Below are 19,235 nucleotides of genomic sequence, written 5' to 3'. Positions count from 1 at the left end.
TAACTGCTAAATACAGTATCTCCTCTAAATTTGAGAGGGGGCATATAAGGCAGGTCTTGTTATATGTGATAGGTCAGCACATGAATTAGATCTCGTCATATCTAATAAATATTGTGTACAAATTTCTAATTTATTGTTGTTGTGCAGGTACTTTAAATAATTTAACATATTTTCAGCATTGCATAATTCTTCCTTATTCATTAATTCTCCTAAAATTAAGATTATAAATTTAGGAGTAATAATGCAACAAACCGAGTTGAATTGATTGCGGCTTAATTGATTAAGAATTGTTAATTTATCACAATCGATTAGTTACTGAAGTTTTATATTTTCCATATCCCAATCATGAGAAACAGTATTATACTTTAATATATAAGGCTTGGTATCTATAGAATCCAAGGTTACATCGGCAATCATATCATCATGTGAGGAGATAAGTTCGTTATAACCGAAATTAGCGTAATAAGGTTGATAATTTTTAAATCTAACCGTTATAAATTTCTCTTTAGTAATAGCAGGTAAGAATTTCACCAAATCTTCAAGATTACTTAAGGCCAAATCTTTCATCTCAAAAATTTGTAATCTATAAACATTTTTATAATCTTTGGTAAAGAATGTCGGTATAGCGCTAAAGCTACTACCGGATTGAACGGAAGCTATACTTAAAGCTTTAAGCGGGACACCTGATTTATTACTAAAATAATCATCGGCTTCAAAAAATACCGCACCACCGAAATTTATCATTTTAGCGATTTTATTATTGTTCACATCATATAAATCTACTGCTTGTTCTAACTTTTTTCCATCACGAAATATAGTAAGTTTAATAGCTATTCCTTTAAAATTATCCATTTCTCTATCAAATAATGCTAGATTACTGCCGAGTTCCTTATCATTAACTGCCCAAATAATATCACCGGCTTTTAAAGATTTTTCAGCAGGCGAACCGGCTAGAACTGCCTTAACGCTTATCACCCTATTTCTACTGTCAAGAAATTTATTTATATATTTGTCCATTTCTTCTTTAGGAAAATTATGATGTCTAACTGCTTTATTTAAAGAATATAACTCGCTTATTATTCCTATATGTTTTCTGCTCGGTTGTTTATTATTCTTTAAACTTTCTAAGGTGCGAGCTACATAATCACCGTGCAGTGCTAGAGAATGAGTTTTACCGCCGCCGTATAATACTCCTATAGCCTCAATTTTATCGTTTAGTACCGGTGAACCGCTAGCACCGCTAGTACTATTTAAATTAATAACATAAGTACATTGCGGCATTAAACCTTCAATATTATAAAGATCGGACAAATAACCGGTATGGAAAGAAAAACCTTTTGCTTCCGTGTTACCAACTACAAAAACCTTTTGATTTAATTTTGGAATCTCATTTGAGAAAGTTATTTGTGTTGCCAATGCCGGTATATCTTTGCTCTCTACTTTTAAAACGGCATAATCCTGCCAAATATCGTAATAGATAAGTTTTGCTTCTGCCTGCTCGCCATTATAAAAAGTAACAAAATAAGTTCCGATAGACGCACCGCCGACAACATGAGTATTAGTAATTATATAACCGTTATTCTTATCGTTAATAAATCCCGTTCCTGTCCAACTACTTGTATCATCATATGCCGATACGGCAATTCTAGTATCAATTGTTACAATTGCTTTCTTCGCTTTTTCAAATATAGCACTGCTTGCTTCAGAAGATGCTAAAACTATATTATTTAGGAAAACTAAATTAATAATAAATAAAAGTTTTAGTGAAATCGGTAGTTTTTTCATTTTCACCTCTTGTAAAATCATTTAAGCCGCACTATATCAAATAAAAAGTCATAATAAAATAAAAAAAAGAAAACGAGGAATCTTATGGGAAAAGTAATAGGTATCGACCTTGGGACTACTAACTCTTGTGTTGCGGTCATGGAAGGTAAAGAGCCAAAAGTAATAGAAAATTCAGAAGGCGAGAGAACTACGCCGTCAATAATAGCTTTTGCAAACGGCGAAAAATTAGTCGGGCAGTCTGCTAAGAGACAAGCAGTAACCAACCCTCGCAATACTATATATGCGGTAAAGCGATTAATCGGTAGAAATTTCACCGATCCTATGGTTAAGAAAGACCAAGATATCGTACCGTATAATATAATTAAAGCCGATAACGGTGACGCATGGGTCGAAGCTGATAACAATAAATATTCACCAAGCCAAATTAGTGCTTTTATTTTACAAAAAATGAAAGAAACCGCAGAGAATTATTTAGGCGAAAAAGTAACACAAGCAGTAATAACCGTGCCTGCTTATTTCAATGATGCACAACGTCAAGCAACAAAAGATGCCGGTAAAATAGCAGGTCTTGAGGTCCTTAGAATAATCAACGAACCGACTGCTGCAGCTCTTGCTTACGGTTTTGATAAATCGGCAAGTAAAACTATTGCAGTATACGATCTTGGCGGCGGAACGTTCGATATTTCAATTCTTGAAATCGGTGACGGTGTTTTTGAAGTAAAATCAACAAACGGCGATACATTCCTTGGCGGTGAAGATTTCGATACAAGAATATTAAACCATTTAATAGATGTATTCAAAAAAGAAATCGGTATAGATTTACGTAACGATCCTTTAGCACTTCAGCGTTTAAAAGAAGCAGCGGAAAAAGCTAAGAAAGAACTATCTTCTGCAGTAACTACCGATATTAATTTGCCTTATATTACGGCTGATAGCAGCGGTCCAAAACATTTAAATCTTAAATTTACTAGAGCTGAACTAGAAAAGTTAGTAGATGATTTAATTGAGAAAACTATTGAACCTTGCCGTAAAGCGTTAAAGGATGCAGGTTTAAAGCCTGCCGATATTCAGGAAGTAGTACTTGTCGGCGGTATGACTAGAATGCCGAAAGTGCAAGAAGCCGTAGAGAAATTTTTTGGACGTGCACCGCATAAAGGCGTAAATCCTGATGAGGTTGTAGCTCTTGGTGCTGCTATTCAAGGTGGAGTGCTTAATAAAGAAGTAACGGATATATTATTATTAGACGTTACGCCTCTGTCCCTTGGTATTGAAACGCTTGGCGGCGTATTCACAAGATTAATCGATCGAAATACTACTATACCTACTAAAAAAAGTCAGGTATTCTCAACTGCTGACGATAATCAGCATGCCGTAACTATTAGAGTGTTTCAAGGTGAACGTGAAATGGCAGCTAGTAATAAATTACTCGGTCAGTTTAATCTTGAAGGCATACCTCCGTCGCCTAGAGGTGTTCCACAAATAGAGGTAACATTTGATATTGATGTTAATGGAATAGTGCATGTTTCGGCTAAAGATAAAGCAAGCGGTAAGGAGCAGAAAGTAACTATTCAGGCTTCCGGCGGTCTTAGCGATGCCGAAATCGAACAAATGGTTAAAGATGCTGAGCAGAATGCCGATGAAGATAAAAAGCGTAAGGAACTTATTGAAGCGAAAAATGCTGCCGATAGTTTAGTTTATTCTACTGAAAAGAGTCTTACGGAGTATGGTGATAAATTATCATCAGAAGATAAAGGAGCTGCTGAAGAAGCACTATCTGCTTTAAAAGCTGTTCTTGAGTCGGAAGATGCTGCTTTAATTAAAGAAAAGACAGAGAGCTTAACTGCAGCTAGTATGAAAATCGGTGAAGCAATGTATAAAGCACAAAGCGAAAGCCAGCCTGCTGAAGAAAATACTGCTAATGATGAAAAAGTAGTAGATGCCGATTTTCAGGATGTAGAGAAGAAGTAATAATGTTAATGCGGTAACGGCTTCTGTGTCATTCCCGCGGAGGCGGGAATCCAGAAAAATAACCTTAACATTGGCACAAAGATTACATATTTAACAAAGTAGACATATAACAACAAGTTTTTATATGTCTTGCTGGATTCCCGCCTCCGCGGGAATGACATTAAAACCATATAACATAATTTCATGTCACAAGATTATTATCAAATACTAGGCGTTAGTAAAACAGCTAGTCAAGCTGATATTAAAAAAGCCTACCTCAAATTAGCCAAGCAATATCACCCTGATACTACTGACGCTAAAGATGCTGAAAAGAAATTTAAAGAAATAAATAGTGCTTATGATGTTCTAAAAGACGAGCAGAAAAGAGCCGCTTACGACCGCTTTGGGCATGATACTTTTCAAAATCAACAGTCACGAGGGGGAGGAGGAAATCACGGCGGTTTTCATCCTGATATTAACGATATTTTCGGCGACTTCTTTAGCGACTTTATGGGAGGTGGTAGAAGAAAGCCTACATCAAGTAATGCTAGAGGTTCGGATTTAAAATATGATCTGACAATTAACCTAGAGGAAGCATTTCACGGTATAGAAAAAAATATTAGTTTTTCTAGCGAAGTAAAATGCGATACTTGCCACGGCACTGGTTCTGAAAAAGGTGAAACCGTAACTACTTGCGATGCTTGCGGCGGTGTTGGAGCGACTAGAATTCAGCAAGGATTCTTTACGATCGAACAAGCTTGTCATAAATGCCAAGGTAACAGACAAATTATAAAAAATCCTTGTAAGAAATGTCATGGCATGGGACGTTACCATAAGCAACGAAATTTATCAGTAAATATTCCTGCCGGTGTCGAAAACGGTACTAGAATAAAACATACCGGAGAAGGAGAAGCAGGTATTAGAGGCGGAAATAGCGGTGATTTATACGTTGATATAGCAATAAAACCACATGATATTTATAAAGTAGACGGAGCAAATTTACATTGTAAACTACCTATTAGTTTTGTAAATGCCGCTCTTGGAGGAGAAATAGAAGTACCGGTAATTGAAGGTGGGAAAGTCAACTTAACAATTCCGGCAGGCACACAAAACGGTGATCAATTAAGGCTACGCAGCAAAGGTATGTCTAAAATGAGGTCAACTATTAGGGGTGATATGCTTACACATATTCATGTCGAAGTACCTAAAAATTTATCTAAAAGACAACGTGAACTACTAGAAGAATTCAAAAAAGAATCCATAAATGAAAAAGAAAATGACGGTAGCTTTTTTAATAAAATGAAAAGTCTATGGTCATGAATTTTATTTAACTTTCCTATAGAAATGAAACCTCCGATGTTATAAAATATTATAGTCATATGTCATTCCCGCGTGGCATTGGCATTGTTGCAAGACTCAGTAAACCCCACTATGTCACCCCGTGGCTTGACCACGGGATCCAGAAATATACTTCTTTTACCTGAAGAATTGGTAGTATTAGATATTAATTATCCATAAGAACATTGATTATTCGCTCATCTAAATATTCATTTTCCAACTTTTCAAGTTAAAGAAGTATACTTAAACGTTCAGTACCGCAGGACTTGCTAGACGACGCTGCCAATTTTTGAAATTCACCGAGTATTTTTAAATTGAATCCTTGAAATTCTTTAAGCCTATATGTATATTTAGTTATTAACTGAATTTAAGTTCTTATGAAATTAACAAAATTATCGAGTACCCTTTTAGTTATAGGGTTAGTTTTCAGTGGATGTAAAAGCAAAAAAAACAGTGATGATATAGTAGTTCCTATCCCTACTCTTTATAACGAAGGTGTTACTTTGTTAGAAAAGAAAAAATATAAGAAAGCTGCGGAAGAATTCGGAAGAGTATTTTACCAACATCCGGGTAATGAAATGACCCCACAAGCCGAATTGATGCAGGCTTATTCTTTATTCCTCGCCGCTCAATATGAAGAAGCGGTTGATGTGCTTGATATGTTCATTAATTTGCACCCTGCAAATGTTGACATTGCTTATGCATATTACCTTAAAGCATTATCATATTATATGTTAATTTCAGACGTAAATCATGATCAATCTAGAACTTTCTTAGCTAAAGATAGTTTTGAAGATGTAATAGCAAAATTCCCAAATACTAAATATGCTATTGATTCATCTTTAAAAATCGACTTAGTACACGATCATTTAGCGGGTAAAGAAATGATGGTAGGTCGGTTCTACTTAAAGAAAAAGAACCCGATGGCAGCTATTAATAGATTTGAAGAGGTAATTGATAATTATCAAACTACTTCTCACTCGGTAGAAGCTCTTTACCGTTTAGCTGAAAGCTATATGATGCTTGGGCTGCCGGATGAAGCAAAAAAATATGCCTCAGTGCTAGGTTACAATTATCCTGATAGTCAGTGGTATAGTTATGCATATAAGTTGGTCAAGTAGTAAGATATTCATGGTTCTTAAAAAGTGTTCAATGTCATTCCCGCAGAAGCGGGAATGACATAAACGAACCGTGCAACGCAGCTTTTCAAATTCATCGAGTATAAATATGTTTCATAGTCTCTCAGTTAAGAACTTCATTCTGATAGACGAGCTGGAAATTGAGTTTAATAAAGGTTTATGTATTATTACCGGTGAAACGGGAGCCGGTAAATCTATTTTACTTGATGCTATTTTATTTTGCCTTGGTTATAAAACTTCAAATAATATAATAAAGCGTGGAAAAGATTACGCTGTTGTTAATATAATATTCTCTTTAAATGAAGAAATAAAAAATTTTCTGATTCAAAATTTGATTGAACCTGAAGAATTATTGCTTGTAAAGTGTTTACAAAAAGCCGAAGGACGGAAAAATTTTTTTATTAATAATCAAGTAGTTAATAAGGCTATCATGCAGCAATTAGCTACTTACTTATTTGAACTTCATGGGCAAAATAATAATATTTCCCTTCTAGAAACAAGTACGCAGCGTGATATTTTAGATAGTTACGGAAATCTTTTAGGCTTCCGAGAGGAGCTTTCCAAATGTTATCAGACTTGGCAAAATATTCGAAAAGAAATTGCCGAAATAACATTTAAACAAAATTCTATAGACCAAGAAATTGAGTATTTAAGTTTTGCAACGGAAGAATTAATTAAATTAAACATTCAAATAGGCGAAGAAGAAAAACTCGCAAATATACGAAAAGATTTGCAAAATAAAGATAAAGATTTACAGCTAATAAAAGATATTCTAGAACAGATTAATAATCCCGAAATAAATACATCGATTAATAGAGCAGAGAAATTATTAGTAAGACAAGGTGATAATAAGCGTTTTGAAACTATAGCTACAAGTTTAGAAGAAGCATATAATAATCTAGAAGAAGCACGCCAAGAATTATCAAATCTGTTAGATAGTTTTAATTATGAGGAATATAATCTTGAAGAAACAGAAGAAAGATTATTTTTAATAAAAGCTATTAGTCGTAAATATAACGTTCCCACTGATGAACTCGGAATATTTTTAGATAAATCTTTAGAGCAGCTCGGTATATTAAAAAACAAAATAGCAAATAGTAATGAGTTAAAAGCTCAAGAAGTGCTATTGCAGAAAAAATATTATGAACTAGCCGGCGATTTATCCGCAAAGCGTCTTATCGCTGCAAAACATTTAGAAGAATCGTTGCATCAGGAACTAAAACAGCTTAAAATGGCGAAAGCAATTTTTGAGATTGAGATAGAAGCTAGAAAAGAGCCGGCAGCCGGTGGCAGTGACGATATTGTGTTTAAAGCTTCTACTAACCCAGGAACGGCAGCGGAAGCAATTAATAAAATCGCTTCCGGCGGTGAATTATCAAGGTTCATGCTTGCTTTAAAAACTTCTTTGTTTGATAAAATGGTAAAACCATCTATTATATTTGATGAAATAGATGTCGGGATTGGTGGAGAGGTCGCAGATAAAGTAGGTGAGCGATTAAAAAAACTTAGTAGCGTTACTCAAGTAATAGTTATTACGCACCAGCCGCAAGTAGCAGGTAAAGCGGATTTGCATATAAAAATCGAGAAAACACAGCTAGAGAAAGAAACGAAAGTAACGGTAAAAGCTTTAAATTTAGCTGAAAGACAGGAGGAACTCGCCCGCATGATTTCAGGTAAAACAATCACCGAGGCAAGTTTAAAAGCAGCAAAGGAGTTGTTATACTCCGATGTCATTCCCGCATAAGCGGGGTGTTGTTGCATGGCTTGAGAAAAGTGCTCGATGTCATTCCTGCGAAAGCAGGAATCCATCATAAAGCGAGCTTTTAATTTTAAAAATTTGCTGTATTTATACTTTTTTTGGATTCCTGCTTTCGCAGGAATGACATAAAGAAAATGGGACTGACATAGCAGGAAAAAAATATGAACAACAACTATACAAAACTAGAAAACGAATTTGCGACCATTTCGCATTTTAATAATATTTTGAGCATATTATACTGGGATGTTGCCGTAAATATGCCTATGGGTTCAGGTGAGAGTAGGACAAACGAAATAGTAACTTTAACGTCGCTCGTTCACTTGCTGCTCAAATCTCCTATGCTAAAAGAGCTAGTTAGCAAGGCAAAAGAAGAATCAAAGAGTCTTGACGATTGGCAAAATGCTAATATTAGAGAGATTGAGAGGCAAATAATAGATGCAAATTGTATTGACGAGCAGCTACAAAAGAAACTAGTAGCAGCGACTACCAAAGCTGAACTTGTTTGGCGAGAAGCAAGAAAAAATAATGACTATACTTTATTCAAACCGCATTTACAAAAAGTTTTAGATTATACGCAAGAAGTTGCAAAAGTACGAGCAGATGCTTTTAATTGCGGATTATACGACTCATTAATAGATATGTTTGATCCAAGCAGAAAGAAGTAGCGAAATCAAACAAGTTTTTTCAGTGCTTAAAAAGAACTCCCGCAGCTCATAAATAAAGTTTTAGCAAAACAGAAAAGCGAGAAAGAACTAGTAAAGAACGCCGAACTAGCTCCTGAAATGCAAAAGCGTATCGGAAAACGCATTATGGATTAGACGAATCTACTCATCCTTTTTGCGGTGGAACACCAAACGATATACGTTTAACTACTAGGTATTATAAAGATAATTTCATAAGCGGTTTAATGGGAATTATTCACGAAACAGGTCATGCTCTATATGAGCAGAATCTACCGGAAATGTATAAAGGACAGCCGGTAGGACGTGCTAAAGTATGGCTTTTCATGAAAGCCAGTCTTTATTTATGGAGATGCAAGTAGGTAGATCAAGAGAATTTACGGAGTTTTTAGCTAAATTACTTCGAGACGAATTTGCTTTTAAAAGCGAAGAATATTCAGCAGAAAATTTATATAGAAAGATTACTAAAGTTAAACCTGATTTTATAAGAGTGGATGCAGATGAAGTAACTTAGCCATTGCATGTAATATTGCGTTTTGAGATAGAGGAGCTACTCATCACCGGTGATTTGAATCTTGATGAGCTACCAAGCTTTTGGGATAATAAGATGCAAGAATATTTAGGCATTAAACCGGTAAGCTTTAGTAATGGCTGTCTTCAAGATATTCACTGGTCACACGGAAATTTCGGTTACTTTCCCGCTTATACAAACGGTGCAATTATCGCATCAATGGTGATGAAAAAAGTAAAAGAGATGTATCCTAATATAAAAGATGATATATTAAAGGGTGATTTTAGTAATCTAAATAATTATCTAAATAAGAATTTTAGAAATCTCGGTTCGTTAAAAAATTCAGCCGATTTATTAAAAAGTGCTAGCGGTGAGGAAAAAATTAACCCTGAAGTGTATATAGGGTATTTAGAAGGGAAATATTTATAGGCGAATAACCGATGTCATCCCGTGGCTTGACCACGGGATCCAGAAAAACAATAAAAAATACTAATAAATTTAGTATTTTAACTGGATCCCGGGAACTTCGTCCCGGGAATGACACCAAAAAGGACTGGATTCCCGCTTTCGCGGGAATGACATAAACGAGCCCTACAACAACGTCCGTAGGTGGAATGACATACTTATGTGCAATCAAACAATACAAACAACAATATGGAAGAATATCTAAAAAAAACCGGTTATTTATTTGGCGGGAACGCTGTTTTTGTTGAAGAATTATATAGGCAATATCTAGCTAATCCCGCTTCAGTTGATCAAACTTGGCAAGAATTTTTTGCCGGCATTAAGGATAATAGTGCTGTGCTTAATAAAAGTACGGCAAAGATAATTATTCCGTATGAAATAAAAAAAGAACCGTTAAATAATTTATCTTCTGAAGGCTTAAGTAGTTTAAAAGCTAAAGAAATGATTAATGCTTATCGCAAGCATGCTCATTATTTAGCAAATCTTGACCCGCTTGGTCTTGAGCTACGTAAAACAAAAAATGATTTAAAGCTTAATATAGAAACTTTTGGTCTTGATAGCGGTCAGCTAGAAGAAAATATCAATATTACGGATGAATTTGTTGGTAATTGGAACTGTAAATTATCTGAATTAGTTACCAAGCTCGATAAAACTTATACAGGTTCTATCGGGGTTGAATTTGAACAAATAGAAAATGTAGAAGAAAAAAGCTGGTTATATAGTCAGCTAGAAAACGAAGCTACATTTTCTCCTGAAGACAAAAAAACTATCTTAAATGATTTAGTAGAAGTAGAAGGATTTGAGCAGTATTTACATACAAAATTTCCTGGAGCTAAGCGTTTTTCCATTGAAGGGGGTGATGCTTCTATAGTTGCTATGAGTAAAGCTATAGATTTATCCATGAACCAAGGCGTTGAAGAAATCGTTATCGGTATGGCACATCGAGGGAGATTAAACACTCTGACTAAAGTAGTAGGTAAGCCATATAAAGCTGTTATTGCGGGCTTCATAAGCGGCAGCGTATTCCCTGATGAATTAAATGTTTCAGGTGACGTGAAATATCATTTAGGCTATTCATCGGATAGAGTCATTGGGGATAAAAAAATACATTTATCACTAGCTGATAATCCTTCACATTTAGAAGCGGTAAATCCTATAGTTGCAGGGAAAGTAAGAGCAAAACAGGATATTCTTGTAGATACCAAACGCAGTAAAGTTAAGGCTATTTTAGTGCATGGTGATGCTGCTTTTTGCGGTCAAGGCGTAGTTGCCGAAAGCTTATCAATGTCACCGCTCATTGCTTATGATATCGGCGGAATATTACATTTCGTCATTAACAACCAGCTAGGTTTTACGGCTAATGCTGCGGATACTAGAGCTAGCAGATATTCTACGGAGTTTGCTAAAATCATCGCTGCTCCGATTTTACACGTTAACGGTGATGATATAGAGGCAGTGTTAAAAGCCACCAATATTGCGGTAGAATATAGGCAAAAATTCGGTAAGGATGTTGTAGTCGAAATTATTTGTTACCGCAAATACGGACATAATGAGGGCGATGAGCCGATGTATACTCAAGGCAAGATGTATAACATCATTAAAAGCAAACCGACTCCCGGCAATATTTACGCAAATGAGTTAGTAAAAAGCGGTGTAATTGACAATAACTATTTTACTAAGTTAAAAGAAGAATTTAAAGCAAAGCTAGATAAAGAGTTTGAGCAAGCCAAGAATTATAAGCCGGAAGCACATTTCTTAGGTGGGTTATGGCAAGGCATTTCTCGTACTCGTACACAAGCTGCAATAACGGGCGTCGGGAAAAAAACATTACAAGATTTAGGAACTAAACTATGCGAAATACCGAAAGATTTTGCCGTTAATCCAAAACTTGTAAAACTATTTGAAGCTCGAAAAGTCAATCTAACGGCTGAGCAGCCTATTGATTGGGCAACGGCTGAGCAGCTAGCTTTTGCAAGCTTGCTTGCTTCAGGTACCAATATAAGGCTAACCGGACAAGACTGCGGACGCGGTACTTTCTCGCATCGTCATTCAGTATTGCACAACCAAATTGACGATACTACCTATATACCTCTAAATAATTTATCTAAAGAACAAGCAAAATACGAGGTAGCCGATAGTAATTTATCTGAATATGCGGTGCTTGGTTTTGAGTATGGTTATTCACTCGCAAATCCAAAAAATTTAGTTTTATGGGAAGCACAATTCGGTGATTTCGCTAATGGAGCTCAGATCATTTTGGACCAGTTTATTTCAAGCAGCGAAACAAAATGGCTTCGTATGAGCGGACTTGTGGTTTTGTTACCTCACGCATTTGAAGGACAAGGACCGGAGCATAGTTCGGCAAGACTTGAGAGGTTCTTACAGTTGGCGGCTGAGGATAATATATATGTTACATATCCAACTACTCCTGCCTCGATTTTCCACCTGCTACGTCGTCAAATACTTGATGATACCCGCAAACCGCTAATCGTAATGTCGCCGAAATCATTATTACGTCATAAATATGCCGTATCTAAACTTAATGAGCTAAGCGAAAATACTACTTTCCTACCGGTTTTAGATGAAGTAAATAAACTAGACACAAGCAATATTACTAAAGTAATTTTATGTAGCGGTAAGGTATATTACGATCTATTTGAAATGCGTGACAATAACAGTAATATAGTGATTATTAGGCTTGAGCAATTATACCCTTTTGAAAAAAAACTTGTAGCATCACTATTAAAAAAATATAATAGGACGCAGGAATTTATTTGGTGTCAGGAAGAACCAAAGAATATGGGAGCTTGGCATTATATAGCTTCTTACTTAAATGATGCTTTAAAAGAAGCAGGAATTAATAATGAATTTAAATATGTAGGTAGAGAGGAATCAGCCTCTCCGGCAGCAGGTTCGCTGCAAACACATAATAAACAGCAAGAGAAGCTATTAAGGGAAGCATTAAAGGTGTGAATATTGTGGTTCTTAATGTCATTCCCGCGTAGGCGGGAATCCAGCATAAAGCGAGATAAATCGAGCTTTTAATTTTAAAAATTTAGTGTGTTTGTGCCTTTTAATTACTGGATTCCCGCCTACGTGGGAATGACATAGGAAACGCATTTTTAGGAGTAAAATAAATTATGAGCGTTAAAATTATAGTACCGTCGCTTGGAGAGTCCGTAACGGAAGCAACTATTGCCAAATGGTATAAGAAAGAAGGTGATTCGGTTAAAACCGATGAATTACTGTTAGAAATTGAAACCGAAAAAGTAACTTTAGAAGTTAATGCTCCTTGTAACGGCACTATAGGTAAAATATTGAAAACTGACGGTGCAAATGTAGCGGTTGGCGAAGAAATAGGCGAAATAAATGAAGGGGCATCTGCAAATACTGCGGGTACTAATAATGAATCTGCTAAAGCTCAAGCAGTTACGCAGCCTACTTCAGAAAAGCCTGTAGAAAAACCTGCCGTGGTTAATAATATTCTTGCTCCTTCCGTACAAAAATTAGTTACCGAAAATAAGCTTGATCCCAATAATATAAAAGGAACAGGTAGAGACGGTAGAATTACCAAAAGTGACGTGCTTGAAACAATAAACACACCGTCTGCTGCTACTTCTACTCCTACAGTAAACAAAACTAATGAAGAAAGAGTACAGCGTGTTCGTATGTCACGCTTACGTAAAACTATTGCACAGCGTTTAAAAGATTCACAAAATACAGCAGCTATTTTGACTACTTTTAATGAAATCGATATGTCAAAAGTAATTGCCTTGCGTAATCAATATAAAGAAGAGTTTGAGAAAAAGCACGCTGTGAAACTTGGCTTTATGTCGTTTTTTGTTAAAGCAACAATTGAAGCTTTAAAGCTTATTCCGTCGGTAAATGCTGAAATAGACGGCGATGATTTAGTATATAAAAATTACTATGATATAGGTGTAGCTGTCGGAACAGAGCAAGGGCTTGTTGTACCGGTTGTTAGGGATGCCGATAAAATGGGATTTGCCGAAGTGGAAAAAGCTATAGGCACTTTGGCTAAAAAAGCTCGTGAAGGTAAGCTTTCTATGGCTGATTTGTCAGGGGGGACATTCTCGATTTCTAACGGAGGCTTATATGGCTCATTATTATCTACACCGATTATTAATCCTCCTCAATCAGGTATTCTAGGCTTACATAAAACCGAGGAAAGAGCTGTAGTTATAGACGGTAAAATTGAAATACGTCCGATGATGTATATAGCTTTATCTTACGATCATCGTATAATTGATGGGAAAGAAGGAGTATCGTTCTTGGTAAAAATTAAAGAGCTTATTGAAAATCCAGAGAAGTTACTACTGAATTTGTAGAAAGTTGTCATACCGACGTTGCCCGCATGGCTCGTTTATGTCATTCCCGCGTAGGCGGGAATCCAGGGTAAAGCGAGATAAATCGAGCTTTACATTTTAAAAATTTGCTGTATTTATAATCTTTTTCTGGATTCCCGCCTACGCGGGAATGACATTGAGTAGGTTTTTCGAGCCATGCAACAAAGTTGGCTTGACCACGGCATGACAATAGAGAAAGGAAGTATATAATAATGATAAAATGTACTCGTCGTATTGAGTTCGATGCAGGACATAGAATTATAGGACATCAAAATAAATGTCAATTCCTGCACGGTCATCGCTATGTTCTTGAGATCGCTATAGCCGCAAACAAAACCGATAAACTTGGTATGGTAATCGATTTTGGTTTAATTAAGGATTTAGCTAAAAAATGGATTGATGAAAATTTTGATCATAGCTTAATCCTACATCAAGACGATAAGGAAATGGGGCAGCAAATAGAAAATTGTACCGGTCAAAAAATATATTACATGCAGAATAACCCAACTGCAGAAAATATAGCGACGCATTTAAAGGATGAAATTTTTCCTAAACTTTTCGTAGGTCAAAACTTCTTCGTAGCGAGCCTCAAACTATATGAAACACCTAATTGTTTTGTTGAGGTTTAAGCATGCAAGATTGCTGTTTAATTTTAACGACTACTAATGATTTGCAAATTGCCGAGAAAATAGCATTTGTTTTGTTAGAATTAAATCTTGCTGCCTGCATTCAAATTGACGATGTCAAAAGTTACTTTAGATGGGATGGTAGAGTGACTTTAGAAACTGAATATAGACTTGTAATTAAAACAAAATCTTCTAATTATAACGAAATTGAAAATAAACTCCTTGAAATTCATAATTATGAATTACCGCAAATAATAAAAATAAATATTGACTATGGCTTTCAAAAGTACTTAGAATGGATTGACCAAAATAGTAAATAAACTTATAGTTGAGTAAATTTAAAAATTAAGTAAGTAAATTATGAAATTATGGCAAAAAGTTACCTTAGGGTTAATCTTAGGTATTATATTTGGTATATACTTACCACAATATGTTAATTATATTAAACCTATCGGTGACATTTTCTTACGCTTGATAAAAATGATCATTACCCCTTTAATTTTCTTTAGCTTGGTTTCCGGTATCACTAGTATGAATGATACTTCCGCCCTTGGCAGAGTAGGAATGAAAGCGGTAGCCGCTTTTTTAGGTACTACTTTTTTTGCCACGGTTTTTGGTCTTACTGTTGCCTTAGTATTAAAGCCGGGAGTAGGCATACATATAGATTTTACCTCTTCAGGAACGACTAGTAGAACTTCATTTAATATAATTGATTTTTTTGTAAATATCGTCCCTGATAATGCTGTTGGGGCTTTTGCAAACGGTGATGTCTTGCAAGTTGTATTTTTTGCTATTTTTGTTGGGATTACCTTAAACAAAATGAAATCTATCGGTGAACCTGTTACTGATTTAATTCATGTAATGTCAAAATTAATATTAAAAATGATATCGTTTGTTATTCAATTATCCCCTTACGGTGCTTTTGCTTTAACAGGCTGGATTGTAGGCATGCAGGGAGTTGAAGTAATGATTAGTTTATCGAAACTTGTTGTAGCGGTAGTTGTGGCGATGACATTTCAATATTTAGTTTTTGGCTTACTTATATATGTATTCTGCCGTGTTTCCCCTATACCTTTTTATAAAAAAAGTTTTGAATATCAGATACTTGCTTTTTCTACTTCAAGTAGTAAGGCAACTCTTGCAACTACTATGCAAGTTTGTCGTGAAAAGCTTGGCATTTCAGAGTCTAGTACTTCATTCGTACTTCCGATAGGGGCGTCAATTAATATGGACGGATTCGCCATAAATCTATCTCTTACTACTATATTCTTTGCTCAAATGATGGGAGTAACGCTTGCTCCTCACGACTATTTAGTAATTATTCTTACCTCAACACTTGGCTCTATCGGCGGAGCCGGCATTCCCGGGGCCTCTTTGATAATGCTTCCTATGGTTCTTTCTTCGGTTCACTTACCTATAGAGGGAGTAGCAATTATTGCCGGTATTGACCGAATACTTGATATGCTACGTACTACTATCAATATTACCGGCGATGCAACAATTACTATGATTATAGATAACAGCGAAGATACTTTAGATAAGGAAGTATATTTATCTTAATGCTTATCTACATTTCTAGCTAATTATGTCATTCCTACGAGGCATTGTTGCGTGAACCGGTAAAACCCACTGTGTCAAGCCACGGGATAACAGAGGTAAAACTGATCCACACAACAATGCTCACTCGTAATGACGGCTTAGGTATTAACAAACAATACTCCCCCCTATTCATTTACTTGAAGTATAATTATCAAAATTTTTTCTCTTATTTTTTAATTTTTAATTTAAAAATGCTATTGACTTTAGAATCTAAAGTATGTATTACAATAGTAATATTAACTTAAAGTTGAGGATATATACCTCTAGTAAATGAAAAATTGTCAAAGAAGTCAGCAAGTGTTATTAAGTAAGAATGGATTTATAGAAAATTAACATCAGTAGAAAAAGAAGAATTAAAGCTTTACCATAGAAGCGAAAGGGATAAGAGGATTTGTGATAGAATCAAAGCTGTTTTCATGTATGATGATAGCTATAGTATTGATGAGATATCGAAAGTGTTATTACTGAGTGATGAAGGGATAAGAAAACATTTAATAGATTATCATAATGCTCAGAAGCTTAAGCCTGGAAATGGCGGTAGTGATAGTAAACTTACTAGACAGGAGGACGCAGAGTTAATAGTTCATCTAGAAAATAATAATTATGTGTATGCTAGAGATATAGGTTTGTTCATAGAACGTCAATATGGAGTAGTCTATACATTAGCTGGGGTAATCAAGCTGTTACACAGACTTGGTTTTAGTTATCAGAAACCTAAGTTAATTCCTGGAAAAATAGATTTAGCTAAGCAAGAGGAATTTAAGCTGCAATATAGTTTGCTAAAAAATAATTTAGCTAAAGATGAGTCTATTTATTTTATGGATAGTGTTCATCCTCAATACCAAACTCGAGCAAAATTTGGTTGGATTAGAAAGAATGTAGTTAAAACATTACCAAGTTTCAGTGGTTGGAAGCGTAAACATATTATTGGTGCTATTAATCTTAAGGATTTAGAGGTAGTAACAACTGACAATCCTAAGGTTAATGGTGATTATATTATTGAATTTTTAAAGAAATTAGAAGCAAATAATCAAGATAAAAGTAAGATTTATTTGATATGCGATAATGCTGGATATCATAGGTCAAAAAAGGTAAAAGAATATCTACAATACAGTAAAATAGAGTTACTATTTTTGCCAGCATATAGTCCTAATTTGAATCCAATTGAACGACTGTGGAAATTTATGCATTCTGTTGTAAGTAACAATAAATTTTATGCGAATTTTGAGACATTTACTGATTCTATACGAATATTTTTTGAAAATATTGAAAAATATAAAAATAAAATTTCTTCATTGGTAAATGACAATTTTCAAACCATTGTGCCTAATCATTTTAACAACTCTTCATGTTGAAGAAGTATATATCTTCTCTAGGCGTAGAATTACGAAATAATTCATAGCATATAATAATAACCGCTTGAGCAATATTTAATGAGCTAAATTCAGTGGTGTTAATAGTGATAATCTTATTGGCAAGTGCGATTTCTTCATTACTAAGCCCGTTATTTTCCCTCCCGAACATTATCCCGACTTTTGCAGAATTTGGATAATCTAAAGGTAAATTTTGTGAAAATACATAATCTTTATTCATAGCCCTTTTAATGCAAGTAGTAGCATATAAATATTCGAGGTCTTTAATACAATCTTCAAGACTATCATAAACTTTTGCATTATCTATAATATTAACTGCTCCGACTGCATTACTACGTGCTTGCTCATTTGGCCATCCGTCTCTTGGAGTTACGATTCTAAGCTCACTTAAGCCAAAATTCTTCATTGCTCTTGCAGTAGCACCGATATTCTCACCCATTTGCGGGGCAACTAATATTATAACCGGCTTCATTTAAACCCTCATAACATGACAAGTATAAGCGATTGCAACTGCATCAGCTTCATCAGAGTTGGTAATAGCAGAAGTTCCAGGCAAAAGTAACTTTATCATATGCAAAATTTGGTCTTTCTCTGCATGCCCATAACCGGTCACGGTTTTTTTTACCGTATTCGGCTTAAACTCCCGCATGTCCAAATTATATCTACCGATTAGCGACATTATTGCACCTCTAGCATAGCCGAGCTTTAACGAAGTCACGCTATTAGTATTAACAAATGTTTCTTCAATCGCTGCCATATTTGGTTGATATTCTAATATTACTTTTTCTAATGTACTGTTAATAAAGGCAAGTCTATTATGAATTTCATCCTTACTATTTGTTTTAATAATACCGCTAGCTAAATATTTCAGCTTTGCGGTATCCTTTGCAACCACTGCCCATCCAAGACTCCCAAGTGCCGGATCAATCCCAAGTACTATCATTGTTATTTAGCTATCTCTTTTAATAATAATTGATCCATATCGTGTGTATGAGCATGATTATGTAGAAAAAATGCTTTGTTAATTTCCTCCAATAAGAAATCATTTTGTCCCAATTTATATAAGATTGAATCTCGTATTTTATATAAAGCCTCATCTTTTAAAACCATAGGAATTGGTTCTATAGCTTTATTACAAGCCTCAAACACTTGGTTATATTGCTCCAATTTATCCAAAGTTAAACTTCTTAGCTCCGTGTTATCATCATCATCTTCTTTATTATAAATTTCAAGTAATCGGTTATATGTTACTAATTTATCCAAAATTAAACTTTTTAACTCATATAAAACTTTAGGATTTAATTCTATAGCTTTATTACAAGCTTCAAGTAATGCACTATATACTTCTTTTACCTGAAGAATTGGTAGTATTAGATATTAATTATCCATAAGAACATTGATTATTCGCTCATCTAAATATTCATTTTCCAACTTTTCAAGTTAAAGAAGTATACCCACCTGCTTTGTAAGATTTAACACTCCGGTTATAATATTCTATATAATCAACAGTTTTATTTTCTGAGTCACTTTTACCAATTACCGGAAAAGTAAATAATAATGCGACAAGGAAAAATTTAAAATATTTTCTCACTTCACTTTACTTTCATATATACCTCTAGTAAATGAAAAATTGTCAAAGAAGTCAGCAA

General features: G+C 34.8%; 14 protein-coding genes and 2 pseudogenes. 12 read left to right on the top strand and 4 right to left on the bottom strand.

Translation table 11 applies throughout. The features are described 5' to 3' along the window. Window positions 1–312 precede the first annotated feature (312 nt). The gene (locus AC5584_RS00485) at window positions 313–1,806 is read right to left on the bottom strand and encodes a S1C family serine protease (protein WP_499216493.1); all 1,494 of its coding nucleotides are present in this window, start codon (window positions 1,804–1,806) and stop codon (window positions 313–315) included. 63 nt (window positions 1,807–1,869) lie between these two features. On the opposite strand from AC5584_RS00485, the gene dnaK reads away from it, so the two are divergent. The 12 genes and pseudogenes from dnaK to AC5584_RS00425 all read left to right on the top strand — a co-directional run bounded on the left by dnaK (window position 1,870) and on the right by AC5584_RS00425 (window position 17,568). Beyond that, complete coding sequence (dnaK, locus tag AC5584_RS00480; RefSeq protein WP_499216492.1) at window positions 1,870–3,753, top strand: molecular chaperone DnaK; 1,884 nt, start codon at window positions 1,870–1,872, stop codon at window positions 3,751–3,753. 183 nt (window positions 3,754–3,936) lie between these two features. Next, complete coding sequence (gene dnaJ, locus AC5584_RS00475) at window positions 3,937–5,052, top strand: molecular chaperone DnaJ (RefSeq protein WP_499216491.1); 1,116 nt, start codon at window positions 3,937–3,939, stop codon at window positions 5,050–5,052. Window positions 5,053–5,447: 395 nt separating this feature from the next. Then, complete coding sequence (locus AC5584_RS00470) at window positions 5,448–6,191, top strand: outer membrane protein assembly factor BamD (RefSeq protein WP_410527556.1); 744 nt, start codon at window positions 5,448–5,450, stop codon at window positions 6,189–6,191. Between the two features lie 106 nt (window positions 6,192–6,297). Next, the gene (recN, locus tag AC5584_RS00465) at window positions 6,298–7,953 is read left to right on the top strand and encodes a DNA repair protein RecN (protein WP_499216490.1); all 1,656 of its coding nucleotides are present in this window, start codon (window positions 6,298–6,300) and stop codon (window positions 7,951–7,953) included. Between the two features lie 176 nt (window positions 7,954–8,129). Further along, window positions 8,130–9,588, top strand: a pseudogene (locus AC5584_RS00460) (carboxypeptidase M32). 11 nt (window positions 9,589–9,599) lie between these two features. Continuing rightward, on the top strand, window positions 9,600–9,743 hold the full coding sequence (locus tag AC5584_RS00455; RefSeq protein WP_499216489.1) for a hypothetical protein: 144 nt from the start codon (window positions 9,600–9,602) through the stop codon (window positions 9,741–9,743). 70 nt (window positions 9,744–9,813) lie between these two features. Beyond that, window positions 9,814–12,597, top strand: a complete 2,784-nt coding sequence (locus tag AC5584_RS00450) for a 2-oxoglutarate dehydrogenase E1 component (RefSeq protein ID WP_499217067.1) — start codon at window positions 9,814–9,816, stop codon at window positions 12,595–12,597. Between the two features lie 167 nt (window positions 12,598–12,764). Next, entirely contained in the window at window positions 12,765–13,970 is a 1,206-nt protein-coding gene (gene odhB, locus AC5584_RS00445) for a 2-oxoglutarate dehydrogenase complex dihydrolipoyllysine-residue succinyltransferase (protein WP_499216488.1), read from the top strand. 230 nt (window positions 13,971–14,200) lie between these two features. Then, window positions 14,201–14,617: a 6-pyruvoyl trahydropterin synthase family protein gene (locus AC5584_RS00440; protein ID WP_041078891.1), complete on the top strand. Its 417-nt coding sequence runs from the start codon at window positions 14,201–14,203 to the stop codon at window positions 14,615–14,617. Window positions 14,618–14,619: 2 nt separating this feature from the next. After that, a complete protein-coding gene (gene cutA / locus AC5584_RS00435) occupies window positions 14,620–14,934 on the top strand; it encodes a divalent-cation tolerance protein CutA (RefSeq protein WP_499162289.1) in 315 nt (104 codons plus the stop codon). 40 nt (window positions 14,935–14,974) lie between these two features. Further along, on the top strand, window positions 14,975–16,174 hold the full coding sequence (locus AC5584_RS00430) for a dicarboxylate/amino acid:cation symporter (RefSeq protein ID WP_045812655.1): 1,200 nt from the start codon (window positions 14,975–14,977) through the stop codon (window positions 16,172–16,174). Between the two features lie 356 nt (window positions 16,175–16,530). Then, window positions 16,531–17,568 (top strand): IS630 family transposase, encoded by a 1,038-nt coding sequence (locus AC5584_RS00425; protein ID WP_499217066.1) that lies wholly within the window; start codon window positions 16,531–16,533, stop codon window positions 17,566–17,568. 4 nt (window positions 17,569–17,572) lie between these two features. Here AC5584_RS00425 and AC5584_RS00420 read toward each other — a convergent pair. The 3 genes and pseudogenes from AC5584_RS00420 to AC5584_RS00410 form a co-directional block, all read right to left on the bottom strand. After that, window positions 17,573–18,058, bottom strand: a pseudogene (locus tag AC5584_RS00420) (RNA methyltransferase); the annotation flags it as partial. Beyond that, window positions 18,059–18,529, bottom strand: coding sequence for a crossover junction endodeoxyribonuclease RuvC (gene ruvC / locus AC5584_RS00415; protein ID WP_410527763.1), 471 nt, complete (start codon window positions 18,527–18,529; stop codon window positions 18,059–18,061). It abuts the pseudogene before it with no gap. A 2-nt stretch (window positions 18,530–18,531) separates the two neighbouring features. Next, entirely contained in the window at window positions 18,532–18,849 is a 318-nt protein-coding gene (locus AC5584_RS00410; protein ID WP_499216487.1) for a hypothetical protein, read from the bottom strand. Window positions 18,850–19,235 lie beyond the last annotated feature (386 nt).

Source organism: Rickettsia endosymbiont of Villa modesta, assembly GCF_964026485.1.
GTDB lineage: Bacteria > Pseudomonadota > Alphaproteobacteria > Rickettsiales > Rickettsiaceae > Rickettsia > Rickettsia asembonensis.
Note: the sequence above shows the minus strand (reverse complement) of the source record. Positions and strands in the feature narration are given on the sequence as shown.

Bases quoted from the DNA above. Each gene is read 5' to 3' on its own strand.
- AC5584_RS00485 (WP_499216493.1), bottom strand. From the start codon at position 1,806: ATGATTTTACAAGAGGTGAAAATGAAAAAACTACCGATTTCACTAAAA.
- dnaK (WP_499216492.1), top strand. From the start codon at position 1,870: ATGGGAAAAGTAATAGGTATCGACCTTGGGACTACTAACTCTTGTGTT.
- dnaJ (WP_499216491.1), top strand. From the start codon at position 3,937: ATGTCACAAGATTATTATCAAATACTAGGCGTTAGTAAAACAGCTAGT.
- AC5584_RS00470 (WP_410527556.1), top strand. From the start codon at position 5,448: ATGAAATTAACAAAATTATCGAGTACCCTTTTAGTTATAGGGTTAGTT.
- recN (WP_499216490.1), top strand. From the start codon at position 6,298: ATGTTTCATAGTCTCTCAGTTAAGAACTTCATTCTGATAGACGAGCTG.
- AC5584_RS00455 (WP_499216489.1), top strand. From the start codon at position 9,600: ATGTCATCCCGTGGCTTGACCACGGGATCCAGAAAAACAATAAAAAAT.
- AC5584_RS00450 (WP_499217067.1), top strand. From the start codon at position 9,814: ATGGAAGAATATCTAAAAAAAACCGGTTATTTATTTGGCGGGAACGCT.
- odhB (WP_499216488.1), top strand. From the start codon at position 12,765: ATGAGCGTTAAAATTATAGTACCGTCGCTTGGAGAGTCCGTAACGGAA.
- AC5584_RS00440 (WP_041078891.1), top strand. From the start codon at position 14,201: ATGATAAAATGTACTCGTCGTATTGAGTTCGATGCAGGACATAGAATT.
- cutA (WP_499162289.1), top strand. From the start codon at position 14,620: ATGCAAGATTGCTGTTTAATTTTAACGACTACTAATGATTTGCAAATT.
- AC5584_RS00430 (WP_045812655.1), top strand. From the start codon at position 14,975: ATGAAATTATGGCAAAAAGTTACCTTAGGGTTAATCTTAGGTATTATA.
- ruvC (WP_410527763.1), bottom strand. From the start codon at position 18,529: ATGATAGTACTTGGGATTGATCCGGCACTTGGGAGTCTTGGATGGGCA.